The 22,751-nt window shown below is 37.1% G+C and carries 24 protein-coding genes and 2 tRNA genes; 1 reads left to right on the plus strand and 25 read right to left on the minus strand.

Translation table 11 applies throughout. The features are described from left to right. Positions 1–10: 10 nt before the first annotated feature. From IGJ18_RS10000 to IGJ18_RS10050, 11 genes are all read right to left on the minus strand, one after another. The gene (locus IGJ18_RS10000) at positions 11–865 is read right to left on the minus strand and encodes a phosphate ABC transporter substrate-binding protein PstS (protein WP_010718566.1); all 855 of its coding nucleotides are present in this window, start codon (positions 863–865) and stop codon (positions 11–13) included. 349 nt (positions 866–1,214) lie between these two features. After that, positions 1,215–2,663: a cardiolipin synthase gene (gene cls / locus IGJ18_RS10005; protein WP_010718567.1), complete on the minus strand. Its 1,449-nt coding sequence runs from the start codon at positions 2,661–2,663 to the stop codon at positions 1,215–1,217. 793 nt (positions 2,664–3,456) lie between these two features. Next, positions 3,457–4,341, minus strand: coding sequence for a permease-like cell division protein FtsX (ftsX, locus tag IGJ18_RS10010; RefSeq protein ID WP_278250225.1), 885 nt, complete (start codon positions 4,339–4,341; stop codon positions 3,457–3,459). Further along, positions 4,334–5,020: a cell division ATP-binding protein FtsE gene (gene ftsE / locus IGJ18_RS10015; protein WP_010718569.1), complete on the minus strand. Its 687-nt coding sequence runs from the start codon at positions 5,018–5,020 to the stop codon at positions 4,334–4,336. The genes ftsX and ftsE overlap by 8 nt, the downstream gene beginning before the upstream one ends. Before the next feature lie 104 nt (positions 5,021–5,124). Beyond that, a protein-coding gene (gene prfB, locus IGJ18_RS10020; RefSeq protein WP_178243920.1) for a peptide chain release factor 2 occupies positions 5,125–6,223 on the minus strand; the annotation gives its coding sequence in 2 pieces (ribosomal slippage) (positions 5,125–6,150 and positions 6,152–6,223; 1,098 coding nt in all). A gap of 145 nt (positions 6,224–6,368) precedes the next feature. After that, the gene (gene secA, locus IGJ18_RS10025) at positions 6,369–8,903 is read right to left on the minus strand and encodes a preprotein translocase subunit SecA (protein WP_438843287.1); all 2,535 of its coding nucleotides are present in this window, start codon (positions 8,901–8,903) and stop codon (positions 6,369–6,371) included. 215 nt (positions 8,904–9,118) lie between these two features. Further along, a complete protein-coding gene (hpf, locus tag IGJ18_RS10030; RefSeq protein WP_010718572.1) occupies positions 9,119–9,679 on the minus strand; it encodes a ribosome hibernation-promoting factor, HPF/YfiA family in 561 nt (186 codons plus the stop codon). A 133-nt stretch (positions 9,680–9,812) separates the two neighbouring features. Beyond that, positions 9,813–10,502, minus strand: a complete 690-nt coding sequence (locus IGJ18_RS10035; RefSeq protein ID WP_063627397.1) for a ComF family protein — start codon at positions 10,500–10,502, stop codon at positions 9,813–9,815. After that, positions 10,489–11,862 (minus strand): DEAD/DEAH box helicase, encoded by a 1,374-nt coding sequence (locus IGJ18_RS10040; RefSeq protein WP_161637932.1) that lies wholly within the window; start codon positions 11,860–11,862, stop codon positions 10,489–10,491. Before IGJ18_RS10040 ends, IGJ18_RS10035 begins: the two co-directional genes overlap by 14 nt. A 175-nt stretch (positions 11,863–12,037) precedes the next feature. Next, positions 12,038–12,361 (minus strand): PTS sugar transporter subunit IIB, encoded by a 324-nt coding sequence (locus tag IGJ18_RS10045; protein WP_438843288.1) that lies wholly within the window; start codon positions 12,359–12,361, stop codon positions 12,038–12,040. Between the two features lie 95 nt (positions 12,362–12,456). Next, positions 12,457–12,744 carry a DUF7662 domain-containing protein gene (locus IGJ18_RS10050; RefSeq protein WP_010718578.1) on the minus strand — a complete coding sequence of 96 codons (288 nt, stop codon included), beginning with the start codon at positions 12,742–12,744 and terminating at the stop codon, positions 12,457–12,459. Positions 12,745–12,872: 128 nt separating this feature from the next. Here IGJ18_RS10050 and IGJ18_RS10055 point away from each other — a divergent pair, with 128 nt between their 5' ends. Next, complete coding sequence (locus IGJ18_RS10055; RefSeq protein ID WP_053765692.1) at positions 12,873–13,520, plus strand: YigZ family protein; 648 nt, start codon at positions 12,873–12,875, stop codon at positions 13,518–13,520. A 95-nt stretch (positions 13,521–13,615) separates the two neighbouring features. Here IGJ18_RS10055 and IGJ18_RS10060 read toward each other — a convergent pair whose 3' ends face one another. The 14 genes from IGJ18_RS10060 to IGJ18_RS10125 all read right to left on the minus strand — a co-directional run bounded on the left by IGJ18_RS10060 (position 13,616) and on the right by IGJ18_RS10125 (position 22,745). Continuing rightward, on the minus strand, positions 13,616–14,323 hold the full coding sequence (locus IGJ18_RS10060; RefSeq protein ID WP_010718580.1) for a GntR family transcriptional regulator: 708 nt from the start codon (positions 14,321–14,323) through the stop codon (positions 13,616–13,618). Between the two features lie 256 nt (positions 14,324–14,579). Then, a complete protein-coding gene (locus IGJ18_RS10065) occupies positions 14,580–14,750 on the minus strand; it encodes a hypothetical protein (RefSeq protein ID WP_438843289.1) in 171 nt (56 codons plus the stop codon). A gap of 120 nt (positions 14,751–14,870) precedes the next feature. Then, a tRNA-Gln gene (locus IGJ18_RS10070) sits at positions 14,871–14,942 on the minus strand. A 6-nt stretch (positions 14,943–14,948) separates the two neighbouring features. Then, positions 14,949–15,029 (minus strand) — tRNA-Tyr (locus IGJ18_RS10075). 87 nt (positions 15,030–15,116) lie between these two features. Then, positions 15,117–15,350 carry a DUF2969 domain-containing protein gene (locus IGJ18_RS10080; RefSeq protein WP_010718582.1) on the minus strand — a complete coding sequence of 78 codons (234 nt, stop codon included), beginning with the start codon at positions 15,348–15,350 and terminating at the stop codon, positions 15,117–15,119. 83 nt (positions 15,351–15,433) lie between these two features. Further along, a complete protein-coding gene (locus IGJ18_RS10085; RefSeq protein WP_025480524.1) occupies positions 15,434–16,321 on the minus strand; it encodes an ROK family protein in 888 nt (295 codons plus the stop codon). Between the two features lie 80 nt (positions 16,322–16,401). Next, positions 16,402–16,899 (minus strand): GNAT family N-acetyltransferase, encoded by a 498-nt coding sequence (locus tag IGJ18_RS10090; protein WP_161637933.1) that lies wholly within the window; start codon positions 16,897–16,899, stop codon positions 16,402–16,404. Further along, positions 16,886–17,155: a membrane protein insertion efficiency factor YidD gene (gene yidD / locus IGJ18_RS10095; protein WP_010718585.1), complete on the minus strand. Its 270-nt coding sequence runs from the start codon at positions 17,153–17,155 to the stop codon at positions 16,886–16,888. Before yidD ends, IGJ18_RS10090 begins: the two co-directional genes overlap by 14 nt. A 180-nt stretch (positions 17,156–17,335) precedes the next feature. After that, positions 17,336–17,512, minus strand: coding sequence for a DNA-directed RNA polymerase subunit beta (locus tag IGJ18_RS10100; protein ID WP_010718586.1), 177 nt, complete (start codon positions 17,510–17,512; stop codon positions 17,336–17,338). 12 nt (positions 17,513–17,524) lie between these two features. After that, positions 17,525–18,826, minus strand: a complete 1,302-nt coding sequence (gene murA / locus IGJ18_RS10105; protein ID WP_010718587.1) for a UDP-N-acetylglucosamine 1-carboxyvinyltransferase — start codon at positions 18,824–18,826, stop codon at positions 17,525–17,527. An 89-nt stretch (positions 18,827–18,915) separates the two neighbouring features. Beyond that, positions 18,916–19,149: a DUF1146 family protein gene (locus tag IGJ18_RS10110; RefSeq protein ID WP_010718588.1), complete on the minus strand. Its 234-nt coding sequence runs from the start codon at positions 19,147–19,149 to the stop codon at positions 18,916–18,918. Between the two features lie 449 nt (positions 19,150–19,598). Then, positions 19,599–20,450 (minus strand): hypothetical protein, encoded by an 852-nt coding sequence (locus tag IGJ18_RS10115; RefSeq protein WP_438843290.1) that lies wholly within the window; start codon positions 20,448–20,450, stop codon positions 19,599–19,601. Positions 20,451–20,594: 144 nt separating this feature from the next. Beyond that, positions 20,595–22,103, minus strand: a complete 1,509-nt coding sequence (locus tag IGJ18_RS10120) for a hypothetical protein (RefSeq protein ID WP_438843291.1) — start codon at positions 22,101–22,103, stop codon at positions 20,595–20,597. Positions 22,104–22,322: 219 nt separating this feature from the next. Next, entirely contained in the window at positions 22,323–22,745 is a 423-nt protein-coding gene (locus IGJ18_RS10125; protein ID WP_010718593.1) for a F0F1 ATP synthase subunit epsilon, read from the minus strand. Positions 22,746–22,751: the final 6 nt, after the last annotated feature.

The following is a 22,751-nucleotide window of genomic DNA, read 5'->3' on the forward strand; positions in this document are numbered from 1 at the left end:
GTAAAGATGATTATTTTACAATATTTCCTTCCCAATCACGTTCTACTTGCATACGTGAAACCGGAATATAACCTAATTCACCTACGATATTATTTTGAACTTCTTCTGATAGCATGTAGTTTAAAAACTCTTTCGTTAACTGTTTTGGTTGATTTTTTGTATACATATGTTCATAAGCCCAAATGATCCATTTATTGGTCGTAACGTTGTCATCGGTTGGCTCTACACCATCAATACTCAAAGTAGCCACATCGTTGGTTACATATGAGAAAGCGACATAACTAATTGCTCCTGGAGTATCTGCAACGATTTGTCGCACCATTCCGCTTGAATCTTGTTCTTGCGCACGAATCGCCGTTTCTCCATCAAGGACCCATTTTTCAAAAGTACTACGTGTCCCACTTCCTGATGCACGATTTAAAATAACCACTGGTTGGTCTTTCCCGCCAAGTTCTTTCCAGTTGGTGATTTCACCCGTAAATAACTTCCGTAAGTTTTCCATTGAGATGTCTTTAACGCCCACTTCCTTGTTAACGATCGGTGTGATCCCAACTACAGCCACCCGATGATCAACTAAAGCAGATGCATCAATTCCAGATTTTTCCTCCGCAAATAAATCAGAATTCCCGATATCTACTGCTCCAGATTGGACTTGAGATAATCCAGTTCCACTTCCTCCTCCTTGGACATTGATGAATTTCCCAGGGTTTGCAGCCTGAAAAGATTCAGCGACTGTTTCAACTAATGGTTGCAATGCGGAAGACCCAACAGCTGTAATGGATTCTCCTCGATCGATCCATTTTGAACAACCTGATAAAAGAATAGTTAATCCTATTATTGGTAAAAGTAATTTTAATTTTTTCATTTAGAAATCTCCTTCAGTCCTAAAGTAAGTTCATTTTAACATTTAACAAAATACTTGAAAACGAATTAAAATTATAAAATAACAAAAATAATGATTATTAATAAAAAAACACTATCTCATTAGGTTATTCTATGCTATACTGGCTTTGAAATGTGTCTCTTTATCAAACATTATCTAACTTATTTCTTGCTTTCCCCAAAAACAAGAAGTACCCCAAAGTTAGTTTTGTTCCTGTGAGACGCTTTCTCCATTTCTGACAGTTTACAGAAATGGCCCCGACAGAAAAAGGACATGAGCTGACGTCTTAGACGCCTCCCTCATGTCCTTTTTGATTAGCTGGAAGTAGCAATTATAATAATGGCGAGATCAATCGTGCCAAACCTTCTTTTAATTTGATGATAAATCCTCGATTTTCATAGCGTTCTTTGGTTAACAGTTGTGACTTTCTTGAATCAGCAAAGAAAGCTTTTCTTACGTGAGTCGCCATTCCTTCATCATAGATCAACGCATTCACTTCAAAGTCTAATTTGAATGAACGGACATCAATATTTGCTGAACCAATTGAAACTATTCCACTGTCAATGATCATGGTCTTAGCATGGATAAACCCATTTTCATAGGTTTCGATCACTGCACCATATTCGATTAGTTCTGCTGCAAAAGAATAAGTTGCCCAATAGACTAACGGATGATCAGGTTTATTGGGAATCTGAATCTGAACTTTGACACCAGAAAGCAAGGCTAATTTCAATGCTTCATGAATGGATTCATCTGGGATATAGTAAGGCGTTTGAATCAATATTTCTTTTTTTGCTAATGAAATCATTTTTAAATAAGTCAATTTGATTTGTTCATGCTCAGAATCTGGGCCACTTGTGACGATTTGAAGTGCTAAAGTGCCTACAGAATCAATTTTTGGGAAAAATTTTGGTGCATAGCTGACTTCTTTCACGTGCTGCGAGTTCCAATCCATCAAGAAACGATTTTGTAGCGTATAAACTGCTTCCCCGTAGATTCGCAAATGATTGTCTCGCCAATAACCAAACTTTGAAACTTCTCCTAAATATTCGTTTCCTACATTGAATCCACCAGTATAACCAATTTTCCCATCAATGACAACGATTTTCCGATGGTTTCGATAATTGATTCGTGGATTGATATAAGGGACAAATAGTGGAAAGAAAAAAGCGACTTCACCACCAGCTACCTGTAATTCGTGGAAAAATTTTGCATTTACTTGGGTAGACCCCCAAGCATCTAATAATACACGGACTTTGACCCCTCTTTGAGCTGCTTCAGTCAGCGCGTCACGCACTTCCTTACCCAGAGCATCGCCCCGATAAATATAATATTGTAGATGGATATGATCTTTTGCCTGCTTGATGTCTTCAATCAATGCATCAAATTTTTCTCGTCCATCCGTAAATAAAGTCACTTCATTTCCAGTTGTGTACAATGTACTTTCAAACACTGTCAGCATATAGATTAGTTGCTTGACATCAACTTGTCCTGTTGGTGGATGCGGATAAAGTCCTCGCATCAAGGCTTGTTTGTCTTCTTCAATTTCCAAGTTCTTCCCGATTTTCCCTTGGATCTTCAAATCAAAGATCTTGTCTTGTGAAATACCTCTGCCAAAAAAGATATATAAAAGAAAACCGACAATCGGAATAAACATTAATACTAACAACCATGCCCATGTCTGAGCGGTTTCTTTTCGTTCACGAAAAACAATGACAATTGATAATAAGATATTCGCAATTAAGATGATCGTAAAAAAATTATCAACAACTACTCTCATGGCTCACCTCTTCACTTTTACACCTACTTAAGAATAGCCGAGATGTTTTTTAAAGTAAAGTGAAAGTATCAGACAGATAATGATCTCAATGAATTAAAATACCTACTGCTGAACCGATATGACCTCCTATTGATCATTACTTGATATTATTTTTTTATTTTATATTATGAGACAAAAAATGATAGCGTTTTACAAAGAAGTTGAGACAAAAGTGTTTAGCATCAAGAAATAAGAAGGAATTTCCGAAAATTGACAAGAAACACAAAAACTAGTTTTTGATGTTGATTATTATCTACTTGGTGCTTCTCAAATTTTTGGTAAATTTCGGCAAATTTTCCGAAGATGCTGCTTTTGTATCACCGTGAATCAGAGGTCGTGAAAACATCGGGTAGCTCTGATGACAATAAGAAAGAATTTTTTGAAACAGCTTCTCATGTTTTGAAAAATTCAGGCTTATTTCAAGGAGCTGATGTTTGAACACCGTTTAGCAAGAGGTCGTGAAAGAAGCGTTTAGCTCCGAGCGAATAAGAGAGGATTTTTTAAAATAGCTCCTCATATTTTAGAAAATCATCACTTATTGTTGAGGAGTTGCTTCTTGAACGCCGTTTATTCGTTATTAGAGATACTAGAAGAGACTGAGACGAGTTTTGTCCCAATCTCAACTAAAAAAGCAGACAGAAAAATGAATTTCTGTCTGCTGATTCATTGAATCATCCATTTAAACTTTAAAGTTGTTGGATCTTCTTGAAACAACTCGTTCCATCCTTTCATATGGTGAAACGATGGAAATGAATTAAAACTTCAAGAATCTTCTCATCGAAATAATTGATCCTAATGAACCGATAATGATTCCGATCCCAGCCATCAAAGCGTTGATTTTCCACACGATATCCTGTGGTTGGATCAAGGAATAGTGGGAGCGCAATAATGAAGGGTTAAGCATTCGGAATACTTCTTGGTACCCAAATGTAATCAGCAATACCGGAATAATTGCACCGATCAAACCAATCCAGCCACCTTCTAAAAAGAATGGCCAACGAATGTAGCCGTTTTTGGCACCAACTAATCGCATGATTTGAATTTCTTTTTGGCGAGATAAGATCGTGATTCTGATTGTATTTGAAATCAAAAACATTGCAATAAACAATAATAATGCTGCTGCAGCTAAGCCCCATGTTCGAACGGTTCCTGCAAGCTTAAGAATTTTATCTGAAGACGTTCCACCGTAATCCGCGCGAGAAACATTCGCTAATTTTCCGGCTTCTTGAGATACTTGTTTCGTATAAGAAGGTTCTGACGTTTGAACGACATAAACATCATATAACGGGTTATTATCTCCTTCAAATAAACTCCATGAATTCCCCATAGCATCCTGGATCTTTTTCAACTCTTGGTCTTTACTTGAGAATTTGACACTTTTGACGTGATCAATCTCTTTTAATTGTTTTTCAAGAGTCTTCATATCTTTTTCATTCGTGCCAATATCAACGAAAACAGAAACATCTACGTTACCTTCGATATCTTCGGCTAGTTTCGTTGCATTCATAATCACAGCCATGAACACCCCAACTAATGTTAATGTGATCGTCACGGCACTCACTGAAGCGACAGTCATCCAGCCGTTACGCTTTAAACTCTTGATACTCTCTAATAAATGTCGGAAAAAGGTTCTAATCATCGTATCCATATTCCCCTTCCGCTTGGTCACGTATGATTCGTCCATTTTCGATGGCGATCACTCGATGACGAATTGTATTCACGATCGTACTGTTATGGGTTGCCATAACGACCGTTGTCCCTTGAGCATTGATTCGGTCCAATAACTTCATGATCTCCCAAGAATTCTCCGGATCTAGATTTCCTGTAGGTTCGTCAGCAATCAATACTTTCGGCGTATTTACGATTGCACGGGCAATCGATACCCGTTGCTGTTCCCCACCAGATAGCTCACTTGGAAAAACACGCACTTTATGTTTCAATCCAACAAGATCTAACACTTCCATCACACGTTTTTTGATATCTCGTGGTTTTCTACCGATTACTTGCATCGCATAAGCGACATTTTCGTAAACTGTTTTTCTCGGCAACAGTTTGTAGTCTTGGAAAACTACCCCGATTTCTCTGCGTAAGTAAGGAACATCTTTGTTTTTGATTGCCATTAAATCATGACCAGCAACATTTAAGGTTCCTTTTGACGCTTTTTCTTCTCGATACATCAATTTGATGAATGTAGATTTCCCAGCCCCTGATGGACCAACTACATAAACGAACTCTCCTTGATCGATAACAACCGATAAATTTCGGATTGCAGTCGTACCATTTGAGTACTTTTTCATGACATCCTTCATTTCAATCATGGCGTTCTCTCCATATCTTTTCTCAGTCTCTCACCATTATAGCATGGTAATGTTTCATCTTGCTTTCAAAATCTTACAATTTTATTTCAATTAAAGTCAACTATTTAGAGGTGCATTTTTAAATATCCGTCAATAAATAAGTCTAAATCGCCATCCATTACAGCTTGAACATTACCAGTTTCTACGTTTGTCCGGTGATCTTTTACCATTGAATATGGATGGAAGACATAGGAACGAATTTGTGAACCCCAACCAATTTCTTTTTGCTCCCCACGCAATGCTGCAGCTTCTTGTTCTTTCTTTTCAACCTCAAGTTGATACAATTTCGCTTTCAACATGCTCATTGCTTGTTCTCGGTTTTTTAATTGTGAACGCTGCGCTTGACTAGCTACGACCGTTCCTGTTGGAAGATGAGTGATCCGAACGGCAGACTCTGTTTTATTGATATGTTGTCCTCCAGCACCGCTTGCTCGGTACGTATCGATCTTCAAGTCATCTGGGTTGATCGCAACATCAATCGTTTCATCTAGTTCTGGCATCACATCGACCGAACAAAACGAAGTGTGGCGCCGTTTGGCTGAATCAAAAGGGGAGATCCGAACAAGCCGGTGTACACCTTTTTCCGATTTTAAATAGCCATATGCATTATGCCCTTTGATCAGTAAAGTCACACTTTTTATTCCTGCTTCATCCCCTGCTTGGTAATCCAATGTTTCCACTTGGTAGCCATGTTGTTCTGCCCAACGTGTATACATGCGTAACAACATACTTCCCCAGTCTTGGGATTCTGTACCCCCTGCTCCAGGATGAAGTTCGACGATTGCATGGTTGCGATCATATGGACCATCTAAAAGCATGGCTAATTCATACGTCTTCATTTTTTCGTCTAATAGTTGGATTCTGTCTTCAGCTTCTTGTTGCATTTGTGCATCTGGTTCTTCTTGCAACATTTCTACCATTAGGGCTAACTCTTCTAATTCTTCAGCTAACGCATTGAATTGATCATACGTTTCTTTATTTGTGTTGTTTTCATTGATCACTTTTTGTGCTGCTTCGCTATCATCCCAAAAACCAGGCTCTGCCATTTTGGCTTCAGCTTCAGCGATGTCTTCTTCCAACCGATCTAAGTCAAAGAGACCTCCTGAAACTTGTGACCTTTTCTTCCATCTCAGCTAATAAGTTACGGATTTCTGAAATCTCCATAAACTTCCCTCTTTCTATCTACATTATTTTATGTTTTATTCAACCACTTTAGTTTAACAGAAACGCTTCATAACAGAAAGAAGGTGAGACGATTCTTAATCAAAAAGAACCGATCTCACCAATCTTATCTACTAGCTGTCAAAAATTAGTTCTCATCTTTTCCATGACAGTTTTTATATTTTTTCCCGCTACCACATGGACAAGGATCATTTCTGCCTACTTTGTTCACGTGAACCGGTTGTTTTTTGGCACTTGTGTTGCTATTTTCTTTTGCATCACCGGTAGTTGGTTGAACTGCTTCGCCGGTTGACACTTGCTCCCGTTGAACATTTTGACGAATCTCAGCTTTCATAAAGAGACGAGTCACTTCATATTCGATCGCTCCAACCATCTCTTCAAACATCTTGTATCCTTCTGTTTGATACTCAACCAATGGATTGTTTTGTCCATATGCTCTAAGACCGATTGATTGGCGTAATTGATCCATAGCATCGATATGATCGGTCCATTTCGAATCCACTACTCGTAGAATGACTACTTTTTCAAATTCTAGTAATTGTTCAGGTCCGTTGAGCTGGTTAGCTTTCGTATTAAATACTTCTTGGGCTAACTCATTTAAATATTCTTTGATCTGTTGCGGTTCTTTCCCTTTAAGATCATCGATTGAGATACTGTCTTCATGGACTAATGTACTACCTGCAAAATCAACGATTCCTTCAAGGTTCCAGTTTTCTTTTTCTAGTTGTGTGTGTGCATCTACTACCCGACTGATCGTACGTTTGATCATATTCATCATTGGTTTAGACAAACTTGTTTCTTCCATGATGACTTCTTGACGTTGTTTGTAGATAACTTCGCGTTGTTCTCGCATTACATCATCGTATTGTAAGACATTTTTACGAGTATCGTAGTTATTTCCTTCGACACGTTTTTGTGCTGATTCCACTTGTTTTGTCAGCATCTTACTTTGGATCACTGCATCCTCTTCACCGATTTTCATGCGATCTAAGAATGCTTTGATCCGTTCAGAACCAAATCGTTTCATCAGATCATCTTCCAATGAAAGATAGAATTGAGACATCCCTGGGTCTCCTTGACGTCCAGCCCTACCACGTAATTGGTTATCGATACGACGTGATTCATGACGTTCTGTCCCGATAACAGCTAGTCCGCCTAGTTCTCTGACACCAAGTCCCAACTTGATATCTGTACCACGTCCGGCCATATTCGTTGCAATCGTCACCGCACCTTTTTGACCAGCATTCATGATGATTTCCGCTTCTTTGAAGTGGTTTTTTGCATTCAATACTTCATGTGGGATACGTTCACGATTCAACATATCAGACAATAATTCTGAAGTTTCTACTGCTACCGTTCCGACAAGAACAGGTTGTCCTTTGCGGTAACGTTCTTTGATGTCTTGCACCACCGCTTGGAACTTGCTAGTCAATGTTGGATATAACAAATCAGGTCGGTCGTCACGAATGACTGGACGATTTGTTGGGATTTGACAAACTTGAATATTATAGATTTCCCGAAACTCTTCTTCTTCTGTTTTTGCTGTACCAGTCATACCTGACAGTTTCTTATACATTCGGAAATAGTTCTGGAACGTGATTGTCGCCATCGTTTTCGTTTCGTCTTCGATCTCTACGCCTTCTTTTGCTTCAATCGCCTGATGTAATCCATCAGAGTAGCGGCGTCCATCCATGATACGACCAGTAAATTGGTCAACGATCAAGACTTTTCCATCTTGGACCACATAATCAATATCCAAGATCATGATATAGTTGGCACGCAATGCTTGATCCAGATGGTGGGTTAAGGCAGTATTTTCGATATCATATAGATTTTCTAAGCCAAATGTTTCTTCGGCTTTCTCGATCCCCGCTTCAGTCAAGCTGATTGTTTTCGATTGCACATCGATTTTATAATCTTCTTCTTCTTTCAAACGTTTCACAAAATTATCTGTTCTTGTATATAAAGCTGTTGATTTTTCAGCTTGACCTGAAATAATCAACGGTGTTCTTGCTTCATCGATCAAGATCGAATCGACTTCATCGACAATCGCATAATTCAATGGTCTTTGAACCATTTGATGACGATAAACGACCATGTTGTCTCTTAGATAGTCGAAACCTAATTCATTATTGGTACTATAGGTAATATCACAATTGTAAGCATCTCGTTTTTCGTCCGCTGATTTTGAATTGATATTCAAGCCAACTGTTAAACCTAAAAAGTTATATAATTCGCCCATTTCAGAGGAGTCACGAGTAGCCAGGTATTCATTGACAGTAACGACGTGAACGCCTTCTCCCGTCAATGCATTCAAATAAACAGGCATTGTCGCTGTTAAAGTTTTCCCTTCACCAGTACGCATCTCTGGGATATTTCCATCGTGAAGAACGATCCCCCCCATCAATTGTACATGGTAAGGATAAAGTCCCAACACTCGTTTGGCAGCTTCACGAACTACCGCAAAGGCTTCCGGTAATAATTGATCTAAAGTTTCCCCTTTTTGATAGCGAGCTTTAAACTCAGCTGTTTTTGCTTGTAATTGTTCATCTGTTAATGCTGCCATTTCGTCAGCATGATCTTCTACTTTTTTAGCAATACGATCTAAACGTTTTAGTTCTTTTTTATCATTTTCGATAATCGAACGAATAAAATTGGCCATGCGTTGTATAATCTCCTTTTTACATATATTATCCAGATTATGTAGATTCTAGTTTCTATTTTATCATTAGTTCTAGATAATTGAAATATCTTAACACAATTAATGTAATATATTCACAATTAATTCACAATTTCTGACGTAGACAAAAAAGAAGCTGTGGCAAACCGTGAAGGGTTTGCCACAAGCTTTTTACTGCTTTTTCTAATTGTTATTTATCAGTCGGTTTCAATCAAACCGTATTTGCCATCTTTACGACGGTAAACGATACTTGTACCATTGGTTTCTGCATCTTCAAAAATAAAGAAATTATGACCAAGCATGTTCATTTGTAGAACAGCCTCTTCACTGTCCATTGGTTTCAGTGATAAACGTTTCGTACGGACAATGTCTAATTCAGAATCATTTTCATGATCTGCATCGTCAGCTTCGTTATTGAATAATACCGCTGCATCGGCTGTGTTCATACCGGTTTCGCGAGATTTACGGTTAATTTTTGTTTTGAATTTGCGGATTTGTCGTTCCAATTTGTCAACTACCAAATCAATACTTGCATAAAGATCAGGTGATGTTTCTTCGGCACGCAATACAAGATAAGGTAATGGAATAGTTACTTCCACTTTCGCTGTTTTTTCAGTATAAACTTTTAAATTTACATGTGCTGTAGCATCGGGTGCATCACTGAAATAGCGTTCAAGTTTTCCTACTTTTTTCTCAACGTAGTCACGAATCGCTTCAGTTACTTCGATATTTTCACCGCGTACATTGTATCTAAACATAAAAATTACCCCTTTCGTCTACCACAATCAAGAAGGAGAAGGACCACTCTTTCCCTCTTCTTACTACCATTATATCGAACTCTAATCCATTTGCAAACTAAATCGCTATCAAGGACATTCGTTTTTCATTTATTTATCGAGCTAGCGAAAAGGTGCGGATTTTTTCAGGAGCATGTGGCAATAAACAAGAAGCAGCATGGAAAAGGGTTTGCCCCGTCGTATAGACATCGTCTACCAACAATACTTTTTTCCCTTTGATGATCGTTGGAACAACAGCTAATTTGAAAGGTTGGGTAGTTTTTAAACGTTCCTGACGTGTTTTTTGGGATTGTGGAAGTGAATGATCAGAGCGAGTCAGCAGTTGACTATAAGGTATTTTAGCTACCCTCAACATTTCAATGACCTGATTAAACCCACGTTCTTTTAAACGAGCAGTTGCTAGTGGGATTGGACAGATTTGATAATCGCTAAATTCTTGTTGTATTATTTGCAACTGTTTAGCAAATGTACCTGCCAGTCGGACATCTCCCATAAATTTATAGCGCTTTAACCATTCTTTGAAGGCTGAATCATAGTAAAAACAAGCATGATGACTGAAATCATAATTGGGATAGTCGTTTTTCCAGGCAATACAATCTTCACAATACGTAATATCACCAGGCAGTTCTTTCTGGCAAGTTCGACAGCTTTGCTGTTTATTTATCGGACGAAACAAATTTGAACAGTCCTCACAAATCTGAGGAAGAATCTTTCCCAACCCAAGAATCTCGCTGATCTTCAAATTTCGGATGACTTGTTTTTGACAATAACTACAACGATTCATGTGTTTTTTCTCCTCTAGGCTCACTATTTTTCATAGCAAGCTGCTTTTTTCCTTGACGATTCATTTCTTTGATCTCACGACAGGCTAATTTGATAGCTTTTGTCAGTTCTTCATAGAAAAAATAGACTTGGCTATTGGTAAAATCTCCCTTTCGATCGGCTCGACCAGCGATTTGTACAAGGGAAGATTTAGTAAAAACACGGTGATCAGCGCCTAACACGATCACTGACACATTTGCAAATGTTACCCCACGTTCCAAAATCATTGTAGTAAGTAACACATCATATTGTTGCTTTCTCATTTGCTGAACTTTTTCTGAACGGTTTGGATCTTTTGCGGATGCATCGGTAATACGGTACATGGGTAAACAACGCTTTAACAGTGAGGCTAATCGATTCATCAAGGCAATCGACGGACAAAATAATAAGACATGATTTTGTTGGAGCAGCATGTTTAGACACTTCAAAAGTGGTCGAAGTTTTTTTTCTTTCAAACATTTATTCGGCCAGTCATTCCAAAAAAACAAATGTGGTTCAGGCAATAACCGTTGATGGAAGCGAAGGGGCAATTGATGGATCAAAAAGGTTGAACGGATTTTTTTCAGTAGCTGCTCATTAGGTGTCGCACTTAAATAGATAAATGTTCCTTTTGGTTTAATTGCAGTTTCAACAGCATAAGCTAACCCAGGATCTCCTGCAAAAGGGAACGCATCCACCTCATCGACGACTAACAGATCAAACGCCTGATAAAAACGATACAGCTGATGCGTAGTCGCAATCACGAATGGACTAAAGCGATAGGCTTCTTTCTTTTTTCCATGAAGCAGGACAATGTCTTCTTCTGGAAAAACGCCACAAAAACGCAGGTAAAGTTCGTTACACACATCAACCCTAGGTGAAACTAATGCGACTCGTCCACCTTTTTCTAACGTTTTTATGACCTTTTCATAAAGCATCTCAGTCTTTCCCGCTCCTGTCACAGCCCAAATCATGTGCTGTTTTCCCGAGACATCAGTGACCAAGTTCGTAGAAATCGCTTGTTGAGTTGGCGTTAACTTTCCTGTCCAAGTAAAACAGACATTTCTTTTCGGCAACTCAGGTTGTTCAAATAAAAATAATTCTTGTGTGTTGTCACAACGACCTAAAAAAAGACAAACAGGACAAAAGAGGATTGGTTGCTTTTGCTCTGATTTACCTATTTTTGTTCGCATGCTGCATCGATTACATGTTAACCAATTTCCTTGTAGATGAATGGCAGCTAGTTTCTGATAGCGAATCTGTTCAAAACTCTCTGTCCATTCTCTCAAGTCTCTCGTAAGTAATCGTCTACCATATAAACTGCATAAACTACTTTTTTTCATCTAATCCCCTAAAAGAAGATACGCTACATCAGTCCATTCTTCAAAAAATTTGAGAATAAATGGTTATTTGAAACGGTTGGTATAAAAAATAAGCCGAAAAATCCTTGAATAGGCGCCCTATTCGCTGGATTTTTCGGCTTATTTCCGATATGAACATCTTAGTATGCTCTGTCCTTTATTTGTTTTCAATTAAATGGATGGCTTGTTGTAATACTTTTTCGCCATTCATCAACCCATAATCTGCCATATTGATAATATCTAATGGGATTCCTTTTGGCTCTAGACGTTTTTCAAAATCAGCTTTCATGAAGCGGACTTGTGGTCCCAACAGCAAAACATCAACTTCTTTAGAAGCTAGCTGATTATCGGCATCAGAAGCTGATACGGCAAAAATATCCGTATCAATTCCTTGTTCTTCAGCAGCTTTTTGCATTTTTGTTACAAGTAAAATGGTACTCATCCCAGCAGAACATACGAGCATGATTGTTTTTTTAGTCATTTTACTCTCTCCATTCTTTTAACTTTTGCAAACGATTTCTTTTTTGCTTGTGTGATTATTATACAAAAAAGCAAGATAATGTCAACGTTTTCTTATCAGTCGAATAGCCAACTCGATTTAACTAATTGATTGAACACAACATATTCTTTTTTTAAATTGATCACCACAACCTCGTAGCCAGCATTGATCCAGCCATATGCTCCTTTTTCTGGGTGCTTATAATCATTTGCCCACCAATCAGTGCTTTGTCTAGCTGATTTAGGGAGCCCATAACTTGGAAAAAGAAGTTCGTCGATCTGTGTAAATGTTAAAGTAACCTGTGATCCCCCGTTATTTTTTAAATATTGGGTGATGGCGTCATATTTTTTTATGCGTTCTTTCATCCCCATCTCACCTTTCTTTCTTCTATTATCCCATAGACTCTCTTCATTACTCAAGTATTATAAGTGTTGAAACTAAAGGAATAATTCATTATACTTTGACTATTATCAACTACTTGTAAGGAGGAAGCATCACGCTGAATAGTTATAGAACCATCCAAGCAGACGGTCAAGCAGAAATCGAAGTCAAAAAATCTCGTTTTATTTGCTCTATGAAACGAATTGAAACGGAAGCAGAAGCTAAAGCGTTTATTCAGGCAATGAAAAAAGAGCATTGGAAAGCAAACCATAACTGTAGTGCTTTCGTTCTCGGTGAAAAAAATGAAATTCAACGCAGTAGTGATGACGGTGAGCCTAGTGGTACGGCAGGTGTCCCAATGCTGGAAGTACTAAAAAAAAATGAATTGATCAATGTGGTCGCTGTCGTCACACGCTATTTTGGTGGGACAAAATTGGGTACCGGTGGTTTGATTCGTGCCTATACACAGGCTGTTTCTCACGCACTAATTGAAATCGGGATCGTTGAAGGAACACAACAGCAAGAAATAGCTGTCCATATCACCTATCCGCAATTAGGTAAATTAGAAAATATGCTTGAGTTGAAACATATTCCTATAAAAGAAACGATCTACACAGACAAAGTCACGGTTCACTGTTTGATTGTAGAAAAAGAAGTTACTGCATTTAAAACAGCAGTCGTTGAATTATTGAATGGACAGGTGGAATTTACAGATGGTCCAATTTCCTATCATGAACAACTGGTAGAAGCTGACCAGTAATCACTCTATCCGCTGATCTCGAAATCAAAAAAGAAGAGCCTAGGACAAAACTTGTCTCAGGCTCTTCTTTATTTGGACTGTTTCGTGTCCCTCTTTTATTTCTCTAAATAAAATTCAAAACGATTCCCTACATATTGCGTACGAACATATTCAAATGGGGTACCGTCATCAAAATAAGAAGTTTGGCGTAAACGTAACACAGCATCTCCTTTTTTTACTTCTAAATATTCTGCAATTTTTTCTGAAGCAAGAATGGCTGTGATTGTTTGATTAGCTGCCCCGATCTTATGCCCACTTTTCTCTTCGAGTACCCGATAAAGAGAATTGGTAATTTCAGATTTACTATAGTCTGCAATAATCTTTTGCGGGATACTGGCTACTTCAAAACAGATTGGTATATCATCAGCATAACGAATTCGTTCCATACGAAGAATCGTTTCGTCTTTTTCCAGTTGCAGCTTCTCCATTTCACTAGAACTTGGGGAAGTTAAAAAATAAGAGATTGTCCGACTAGAGGGTACTCGATTCTGTGATTCCATAATTTCAGTAAAACTGGTCGCACCAGACATCTTTTCTTGGACTTTTTCTCTTGCTACATATGTACCTGAGCCAATTTTTCTTTCCAAAATCCCTTCATCAGCCAGGTTTTGAATGGCTTGACGTAAAGTCATTCGACTAACATTGAATTTCACTGCCAATTCTCTTTCAGAAGGAAGGCGATCACCGATTTTCCAAATACCTTGTTCGATTTCACTTTTGATCTGATCATGGATTTGTATATAGACTGGTAGTTGATTCGACATAACGTATATCCGCCCTTTCATTTCCTTTATTATAACTGGTATATACCTGGTTCACAACTGAAAAGGAAAAAGTTTCTTTTGCTCGACTAATTGTCGATCAATCATTTGCCAACCCGATTATTTTATCCAAAAGTTTATGTAAGTAAATGTGTGTCCTTCCTCTTTAATCCAAGTGGAAGGATTGAAAATCATTTTGTAAAATAACAAAATCTCCAAAAGACAGCAAAATCACTGTTTTTTAGAGATTGTGTTATTCTTAACGGTTTTTTGAAAGCCATTTTTTTGTGTGATTGGTTGGACGCTTTGATTTCACTTGTATCGCATTTTCTGATTTTTTCGGTAACCGGACTTCTACCTGATACTTTTCCGACTTAATCAAATCATAGATTTTCTCTGCGGTCTCATCTACTTTTTCTTTCCACTTCATTTTACTGCCCCCTTTTTTTGATCTATCTACTATTCACTCTAGCCTATTTCTTGATAATCTTCAAGAAACAAGCTGTTTTCACACAAAAAAAGAGTGATCTTAATAGATCACTCCGTACTACTGGGGTAGCTGGATTCGAACCAACGCATGAGGGAGTCAAAGTCCCTTGCCTTACCGCTTGGCTATACCCCAATGAAATGGAGGAGAGTGGATTCGAACCACTGAACCCTAAGGAACGGATTTACAGTCCGTCGCGTTTAGCCACTTCGCTACTCCTCCGAAAGGTTTGTATCAACCTGACTTAGTTATAATACCTAATTTTCCAGATTTTTGCAACCCCTTATTGAAAATTTTTTTGATATTTTTTTATTCGTGTAGATTCCAGTGACGAATAACTGTTTCTATCGCGTTTTCAAGACTCTTTTCTTTCCCAAAATCTTCTTCACCAAAAAAAATTTCAAATTCTTTTGGTCCATAAGCCAAAATTTCCCCAATCATTTTTTTACCAATAAATAACTGAGTCACATCATAAGTTGTTCCTTTGATTTGTTTTTTGACTTCTTCGATACGTACTTCAATATCTTTATTTTTTTTTGACATCTTTTTCCACCTCCATGATAGTTTATCATATTCAATCATGGAATGCCTACCATATGTCTAAAAGTTTTGTTCAACGCTATGCATCATTGAACTAAACCTTCTCGTTGAGCGGTGAAATTGGCAGCTGCTCCAATCAAGTTTGCATCATTTCGATAATCACATAATAAAATTTTAGGATCAAAGTCATTTAGTTCTAAATCTGTAGTTAATTGTTTCATTCGTTGATTGATTTCTGTTAATAACCCTGCTTTTGCAGAGATCCCCCCACCAATCACGATGACTTCAGGATCAATCGAAAATTGGATACTAAACAAACCTTTTGTTAAATAATTATAAAAATTATCTACCTCTTCTTTTGCTAGTTCATCCCCTTGTTCTGCTCGTTCAAAGACTTCTTTTCCGCTATAAGTCGTACGTGAAACTCCCAAACGGTCACAGTAACGCCAAGCCATTTGAACTGCTGTACCAAGCTTACTAAATGTTTGATTGCCTTCTAAAAACATCAAGCCAAATTCTCCCCCGTACAAATGAGCGCCTTTATTTAGTTGTCCTTGGGTAAAGATTGCCCCACCTACTCCAGTCCCAAGTACAACAAATGCTACATGTTGATATTCTTTCGCTGCGCCTTCATAATACTCAGCCATTCCAGCACAATTAGCATCATTTTCGATCGTCACTGGTAAATGGAAGAGTTCTTCCAGTTCATGAAAAATATTGAATCCGTGGATATAAGGAATGGCACTAATCCCTTCAATCAGCTGTTTCTCCTGATTCACTACTCCAGGTGCGCTGATTGCTACGCCTTCAATCGCCTTCTGTTTTACAAACGTTTGGAATACCTGTTTTAAATGCGCTTTCATTTCTTCCCATGTCTTAGGAGTCGGAAATTGGCTGGTGTCTTCAAGCGCTTGTCCATTCCAATAGCCATATTTTACTGCGGAACCACCAAAATCAAAAACTAAAATACCCATCATTTATTTGTCTCCTTTTCTCATACTGTTTTTATTTTAAGTCAAGCCACAGTATTTTGAAAGCCTTTTTATGGATGAGTTCAAATTTTCTTTGCTAGAGTTACTTGATCTCGTAAACGTTGGCCATTTTCATAGATTGGCTGTTTATAATTTTTGACAAAATAATCTTTTTCTCTAGAGATTTCCAGGAAGCCGATTTTTTTATACAGTTGTAAAGCTGCTGATGACGTACTCCCCGTCCGAATAATGACTTGTTGTTGAGTGTTTTTTAACTTTTTCATTTCTTTTAGTGTATGGGTAAGCAACGCGTAGCCGATTCCTTGACCTTGAACTTTTGGAGCTACAGCTAAATTCATTATTTCAAACACTAATTTATTTGTGAGAAAAACGATCACTCCCTGAATGTCGTTTTCTGCTTTCCATATAAAACCAGACCCTTGATCAATATATCGTTGGACGTTTTCCTCTTCAGGATCTGCATCCAACAATAATGACCAAGGTAAAGTTGATTGATCTAATGCGACGATACTTTTTTCTCCAGAATGCTCGGTCTTACCTGACTGTTTATTTTTCATCATAATTAGGCATCTCTTTATCTTTCTTATTACGTGTCAATTGACAATTTAAAGGTACGTAATCGATTCCGCCCTTTACGAATGGATGGCAACGCAAAATGCGTGCTGTCCCCATCAGCGTTCCTTTAAATGCACCGTGTACTTGAATCGCACGTATCATATAGTTTGAACAAGTAGGATAGTACCGACAGCTAGGTGGGAAAGCAGGAGAAATAAACCGTTGATAAAAACGGACAATAGCCACTAAGATTTTTTTCATCTCATCACCTCATTATTAAAGCTTTGCTCCTCATTCTCCTATTCATGACAAACGACTGTTCAAAGGAGCAATAATCTGCCAAACAGTGGAATGACTCACAATAAAAAAGGACTTCTCAAAAGCGAAAATTCGTTTTAAGAAATCCTTTGTTTGCTTACACTATCATTTTCACACAACTCTTTATCTGAAAAAATCTTGGATGTGCAGCCACAAACTTGGTTGAAAAACCTTAAACGGATTTCCACCACCGATAACCCCGTATCCAATCATTGTTCCAGCTATAAATAAAAGAATCAGTAATAGTATGACAACTAAAATCTTCACCAATGTGATTAAAATATACCGTTGGCTACTCATTTTATCACGTCCTTAAACAGTGACTTGAGCTGTTTTATCAGCGGGCGTTTGATCGATTGCCACACGTTCCACATCTGCACCTAAGTTTTGCAATTTAATATGGAATTGATAATAACCACGATCTAAGTATTTAAGATTGCGAACGCGTGTTATGCCATTTGCTTTTAAACCAGCAAGTACTAATGCTGCAGCAGCTCGTAAATCTGTTGCATAAACTTCAGCACCTTGTAATTCATGATTCCCGTCCATAATCGCTACGTTTCCATCAATCTTCACATGGGCGTTCATACGGCGCATTTCTTCCAAATGTTGGAAGCGATTCTCAAAAACTGTTTCAGTCACCATGCTCGTTCCCTCAGCGACTAACTGAATAGCAGTCATTTGGGCTTGCATGTCTGTCGGAAAACCAGGATGAGGCATTGTTTTGACGTCAGTTGGTAAAATATGTTTTGGACCAACAACTCGAATGCCGCCTTCTTCTTCAGTGATCGTTGCACCCATTTCAATTAATTTAGAAATCAACGGACGATTATGTTCTGAGATTGCATCTGCGATCAAGACATTTCCTTCAGTCATCGCTGCTGCTACCATAAAGGTACCTGCTTCGATCCGGTCTTGAACAATTGCGTGTTTCACTGCATGCAGATGATCGACTCCTTCGATACGCATCGTTTCCGTACCAGCACCATAGATATTTGCGCCCATTTTATTTAAAATATTTGCAAGATCTACAATTTCAGGTTCTCGAGCGACGTTTTCGATGATCGTTGTTCCTTTAGCTTTTACTGCTGCCATCATGATATTTTGAGTGGCTCCAACACTTGGAAAATCTAAATAGATCGTGTTACCGATCAATTCATCCGCAATAGCTTCGATGTAGCCATTTTTTTGAATGATTTTCGCACCCAATGCTTGGAATCCTTTAAGATGTAAATCAATTGGACGTTTCCCAATCGCACATCCCCCTGGCATGGCAACTTTTGCATGACCATTTCTAGCAAGTAATGGTCCCATTACAACGATAGAAGCACGCATTTGACTCACATATTCATATGGCGCTTCGATTTCTAATTGTCTTGACGCATCAAGCGTTACTTGATTATTGTCTTCATCAAACACTACATCTACGTTTAAATGACGAATCACTTGATTCATAGTGAAGACGTCAGAAAGAATTGGAACGTTGTCTAAAACGGTTGTTCCTTCTTCAGCCAACAAACTAGCAGCTAAAATAGGTAGAACAGCATTTTTAGCTCCTTCGATTTTTACTGTTCCATTCAATTGTTTGCCACCTTTGACGATGATCTCTTCCATGTTGTTCCCCCCAAAAAATTCCAATGAGCTATAAAGACTCAAAATCTTTTCTATTATATCATTTCTTTTATTAAAATAGTACCTTTTTTTTACTGCAGGCTAACGAAAAGATTTCGACACAATGCAATAATTTCTAAGAAGAAATTACTGGCAGTATATCCTAAAAAAATAGAGAAGAATACAATCGCCATTCGAATTTGCGTATCATGCATTTTTTTAAAAAACATCTCAATTCGCAGTGACCGCAACGACCAGAAAGCCAGATAAATAAAAGCTAAATGACTCACGATTCGAATAATTGCATCAATTCCGTATACTTGCATAGTGACGTCCCTTCAAAATTATACTTTTTTTAATAACTAACAAAATGATGATACCATAAATTGGAAAAATAGAGAAATTATTGGTTGTAAAAAGATGGAATTTGTTGGCTAAACGAGACGAGAATTTTCAAGAACTTTACATTCAAATGATGACTCTGTTTCAATACCTTATTTTTATAAACTATTTTAACTACTATTTCACATGCTTTTTTGATGAAAGTTGTTCCTTATTTGCTTATGTACTCATATCATTATAATAGAATTTACCATTGATAATTAAACGATTATTTAATATAAATATATGCCCTCTCTTATAGTGTAGGAACAAAAAATCCTTTGTTTAATTTCTTGATGATCGTACAATCAAGTCTATTTCTTTTTTTTGCCATCTTCTTTGCTTGTACTTTAAGGTCAGCTAAGTTATTTGTTATTGTTTCATTTAAATTCTTTTATCTACATATTCGTTGGTTGATTGTTTCTGGTTTCACTTGATTCTCTTGAGAGGGTGGTTGTTCTGCTACTTTTAGCTTAAATAAATTATTTTTTATTTCATTTAGATACTTTTGTCTACATATTCGTTGGTTGATTGTTTCTGGTTTCACTGGATTCTTTTGAAAGGGTGGTTGTTCATTCAACGTTTGCCAACTTTTTGGTTTATAACTTTCCCATTCATTTGGAGATGTTTTCCAAGGTGCAGGCACTTCATATCCATCTTCAAAAAAATGTACCTTTCCTTCAAAATCTTTCCAATTGCGAAAGAGATAGCGAAGTTCTTTAGGAGTGAAAGCCTTTTTATCTTTTTTTTCTATAATACGTTTCATATCTAAATCATCAATACAATAATAAATGGTTACATTTTCATTATCTCTTGCACTGTCTAATCCAATTTTACAACCTCTAACAATCAGCTGTCCTGTATATTTGCGATTTTTCTCACATAGGTGTTCTATATTTTTTTTCGTAGCTTTATGTAGCCCAGGATTAAAATTGATTACTTTATTTTTTTCAGTATCTTGTGTGCGTTGAAAATAGTAAGACCATAAAGGCCACCAATTTTTAAATGGTGAAATATATTTTTTCCAATTTATTGAAAAATCTTTTAAGTATTCAAGATTCATCGGATTTTTTGGGTGATCATATGTAATCGATGAAAAATGATTATTGTACTCTCTGATATCACAGGGACCTTGTCCTTCAGTATCACTTGAATAGAATCCTTTTTTTCTAATTTTTTCAATCTGTTTCTGTAAGTTCTCCGCTTTTAGTGATAAGCCATAAAATAGAATTATTTCCTGTTTCATCGTTCATTTTCCTTCCCATAAGTTTATTTATTTTTAGTTTTCAAGGTAAATAATAACAGCAATAATCGTCCTCCTTTGAACTTTTTTCTTTTGTCCTAGTCCGATTTAACAAAAAAAATAGTCATACTACGAAAATTAAAACACTCAACGTTCTTCCATAGCGGGAGATTGATTGTTTCTAATCGGTTGGTTTTTTAACTGAGTTCTCTGATCCATAATTGTCTTGTTTTTTTGTTCTGCTGTTTCAAACTCAGCTTTTCTAGCGAGATTTAATTTTATTCGTTCCTTCAAATAAGCAATGTTTTGATCAGTACTAGGATTAAAAAATTGATTTGTTTGATCAGTAGGAATCGATTTATCTTGTATTATTGCATCATAAAATGGCTTTTGGATTTTCTCATTTAGTTGCGGGTGAAACATATAAATTGGTGGGAGATATTGCTGATAATTTAACTGTCCTATTCGCTTGATGACATCAATTTGGCTACATGGTATTTTCTTTAATATTTCATTTATGTTTATTACGCCGTGTTTATCTATCTGTTCTTTTAATTCAGTATCCAGCCTTGACAATTTATATTGCATTGGCATAGTCCATCCAGAATATGTCAAAAGAATCCTATCTATTGAAGTTTCCTTCTGAGAACCATTCAGATGAGATGCGTGTGCTTGTTCTAGGAGAACTTTTAAGTGATTCTTAGCTAAAATTGTAATATCATTGTTGTTCAATCGTACCATTTGTTTAATATTTTCAAATGATAAATTTTTCCTTCCGTGAAATACTTCCGTTAATAATTGCCGTGCTTTTTCTTCAGACTCTACTTTTATTTTATTATTCTCAGCAGTTACATCTATATTATTCTCAATTAAAATGTTTTTTACAGTTTGACAACTCATCTCATGTTTTTTAGCTAATCGCAAAAAAAATAGTTTATGTCTTTGCTCCAACAAACACTTCACTGATTCAACAAGCGCTTGTTCCTTCTTACTTTGAGTGCTTGTCTGCCCATTCTCCAATGGTTGTTGTGTTGAACACCTGAACTCGCTATTACTTTCTATTGGCACGTTTGTATCTTGTACAAATTCCTTAGTTTCATATAAAGACTCTTGGGCTTTGGTAGACAGCGTTGTTGATTGGGAAGTGTTTCTGATCCCCAACATTTCTTCTATTTCTAGTAACCGTTCGACATCTAATGAGTACTCCAAATGATTTTCCAGTTCGTTCTCTGGAGCAACTTTTTGTTTCTTATACGGGGGAACTTGTACTTTGTTATTCTGTTCTGACACTGCATGACTATCTTGGTTTTGTGTCATTTTCAGTTCATTTTCGTTAATAATGTTTTGCAACGTTCTCTTTCTTTGAATTGTTTCCGATCGCGAGTGTTGTTGCTCAGCAAGATTACCTGTATTATTTTCCGATAGAGGTGGACCAAAATGATGTCTGTTAGATGGAAACTCCTCTTTTTCTTGTTTTTCTGATTCAAGGCTCTTCTTTAAAAGATAGTCCCTAAATTCTTGTAATTGTTTATGTAACGAAACTGTTTGATCATCCGTAAGATTGCCTACTATTTCTGAGTAAGATAGTGATTTTTGTTGCGTATGTGTTTCTTCTTTTGTGTCTACTGAGGAAAAACGTTGAATTTTTTTGGGCATTATGATACCTCCTTTTTTACTGCAATTAGTTTACCATAGTATCATAATGATGAAAGTTCCATATTTTTATGTAATAAAGAAGTAATTGTTCTTTACTTTTTATGTTTAGAATATAACTACCAATTAAAAAAAACGATAAAAAAATCCAAAATTCTAAGGAATCTCCTTAAGAATCTTGGATTTTTTAAGGCCTACTTGTTAGGTCCTCATTCGTTGCTTTTAAGAATGTTTTGAAACCTTGATTCGGTTGATCGCACGATGCAAAGCAACTGTCGCACGTTTCAATTCATTCGTATCTTCTTTTTCTTTTGCTTCTGCGATTTGTCGCTCAGCACGTTGTTTGGCTCTTTCTGCCCGAGAAACGTCAATATCTCTTTCACGTTCTGCACTATCGGCAACGATTGAAACAACATTGTCACGAACTTCCATGATTCCGCCATTGACAGCAATCCAATCGACGTGGGTATCAGAGTCTGTTCTCTTCACACGGACTTCATCAATTGTTAATGGAACAATGATCGGCGCATGTTTAGGTAAAATACCAAGTTCCCCCGCTGTAGTACGTGCTACTACGATCGCTGCATGGTGATCATAGACCAAACCGTCAGGAGTCACCACATTCACAGTTAAATATTGATCCATGGGGCA

The sequence above is a fragment of the Enterococcus sp. AZ078 genome, assembly GCF_051714985.1.
GTDB classification, from domain to species: domain Bacteria; phylum Bacillota; class Bacilli; order Lactobacillales; family Enterococcaceae; genus Enterococcus_B; species Enterococcus_B hirae.

Coding starts and splice junctions, on each gene's coding strand:
- IGJ18_RS10000 (WP_010718566.1), bottom strand. CDS start 865: ATGAAAAAATTAAAATTACTTTTACCAATAATAGGATTAACTATTCTT.
- cls (WP_010718567.1), bottom strand. CDS start 2,663: ATGAGAGTAGTTGTTGATAATTTTTTTACGATCATCTTAATTGCGAAT.
- ftsX (WP_278250225.1), bottom strand. CDS start 4,341: ATGATTAGAACCTTTTTCCGACATTTATTAGAGAGTATCAAGAGTTTA.
- ftsE (WP_010718569.1), bottom strand. CDS start 5,020: ATGATTGAAATGAAGGATGTCATGAAAAAGTACTCAAATGGTACGACT.
- secA (WP_438843287.1), bottom strand. CDS start 8,903: ATGGCCAATTTTATTCGTTCGATTATCGAAAATGATAAAAAAGAACTA.
- hpf (WP_010718572.1), bottom strand. CDS start 9,679: ATGTTTAGATACAATGTACGCGGTGAAAATATCGAAGTAACTGAAGCG.
- IGJ18_RS10035 (WP_063627397.1), bottom strand. CDS start 10,502: ATGAATCGTTGTAGTTATTGTCAAAAACAAGTCATCCGAAATTTGAAG.
- IGJ18_RS10040 (WP_161637932.1), bottom strand. CDS start 11,862: ATGAAAAAAAGTAGTTTATGCAGTTTATATGGTAGACGATTACTTACG.
- IGJ18_RS10045 (WP_438843288.1), bottom strand. CDS start 12,361: ATGACTAAAAAAACAATCATGCTCGTATGTTCTGCTGGGATGAGTACC.
- IGJ18_RS10050 (WP_010718578.1), bottom strand. CDS start 12,744: ATGAAAGAACGCATAAAAAAATATGACGCCATCACCCAATATTTAAAA.
- IGJ18_RS10060 (WP_010718580.1), bottom strand. CDS start 14,323: ATGTCGAATCAACTACCAGTCTATATACAAATCCATGATCAGATCAAA.
- IGJ18_RS10065 (WP_438843289.1), bottom strand. CDS start 14,750: ATGAAGTGGAAAGAAAAAGTAGATGAGACCGCAGAGAAAATCTATGAT.
- IGJ18_RS10080 (WP_010718582.1), bottom strand. CDS start 15,350: ATGTCAAAAAAAAATAAAGATATTGAAGTACGTATCGAAGAAGTCAAA.
- IGJ18_RS10085 (WP_025480524.1), bottom strand. CDS start 16,321: ATGGGTATTTTAGTTTTTGATTTTGGTGGTTCCGCAGTAAAATATGGC.
- IGJ18_RS10090 (WP_161637933.1), bottom strand. CDS start 16,899: ATGATGAAAAATAAACAGTCAGGTAAGACCGAGCATTCTGGAGAAAAA.
- yidD (WP_010718585.1), bottom strand. CDS start 17,155: ATGAAAAAAATCTTAGTGGCTATTGTCCGTTTTTATCAACGGTTTATT.
- IGJ18_RS10100 (WP_010718586.1), bottom strand. CDS start 17,512: ATGAGTAGCCAACGGTATATTTTAATCACATTGGTGAAGATTTTAGTT.
- murA (WP_010718587.1), bottom strand. CDS start 18,826: ATGGAAGAGATCATCGTCAAAGGTGGCAAACAATTGAATGGAACAGTA.
- IGJ18_RS10110 (WP_010718588.1), bottom strand. CDS start 19,149: ATGCAAGTATACGGAATTGATGCAATTATTCGAATCGTGAGTCATTTA.
- IGJ18_RS10115 (WP_438843290.1), bottom strand. CDS start 20,450: ATGAAACAGGAAATAATTCTATTTTATGGCTTATCACTAAAAGCGGAG.
- IGJ18_RS10120 (WP_438843291.1), bottom strand. CDS start 22,103: ATGCCCAAAAAAATTCAACGTTTTTCCTCAGTAGACACAAAAGAAGAA.
- IGJ18_RS10125 (WP_010718593.1), bottom strand. CDS start 22,745: ATGGATCAATATTTAACTGTGAATGTGGTGACTCCTGACGGTTTGGTC.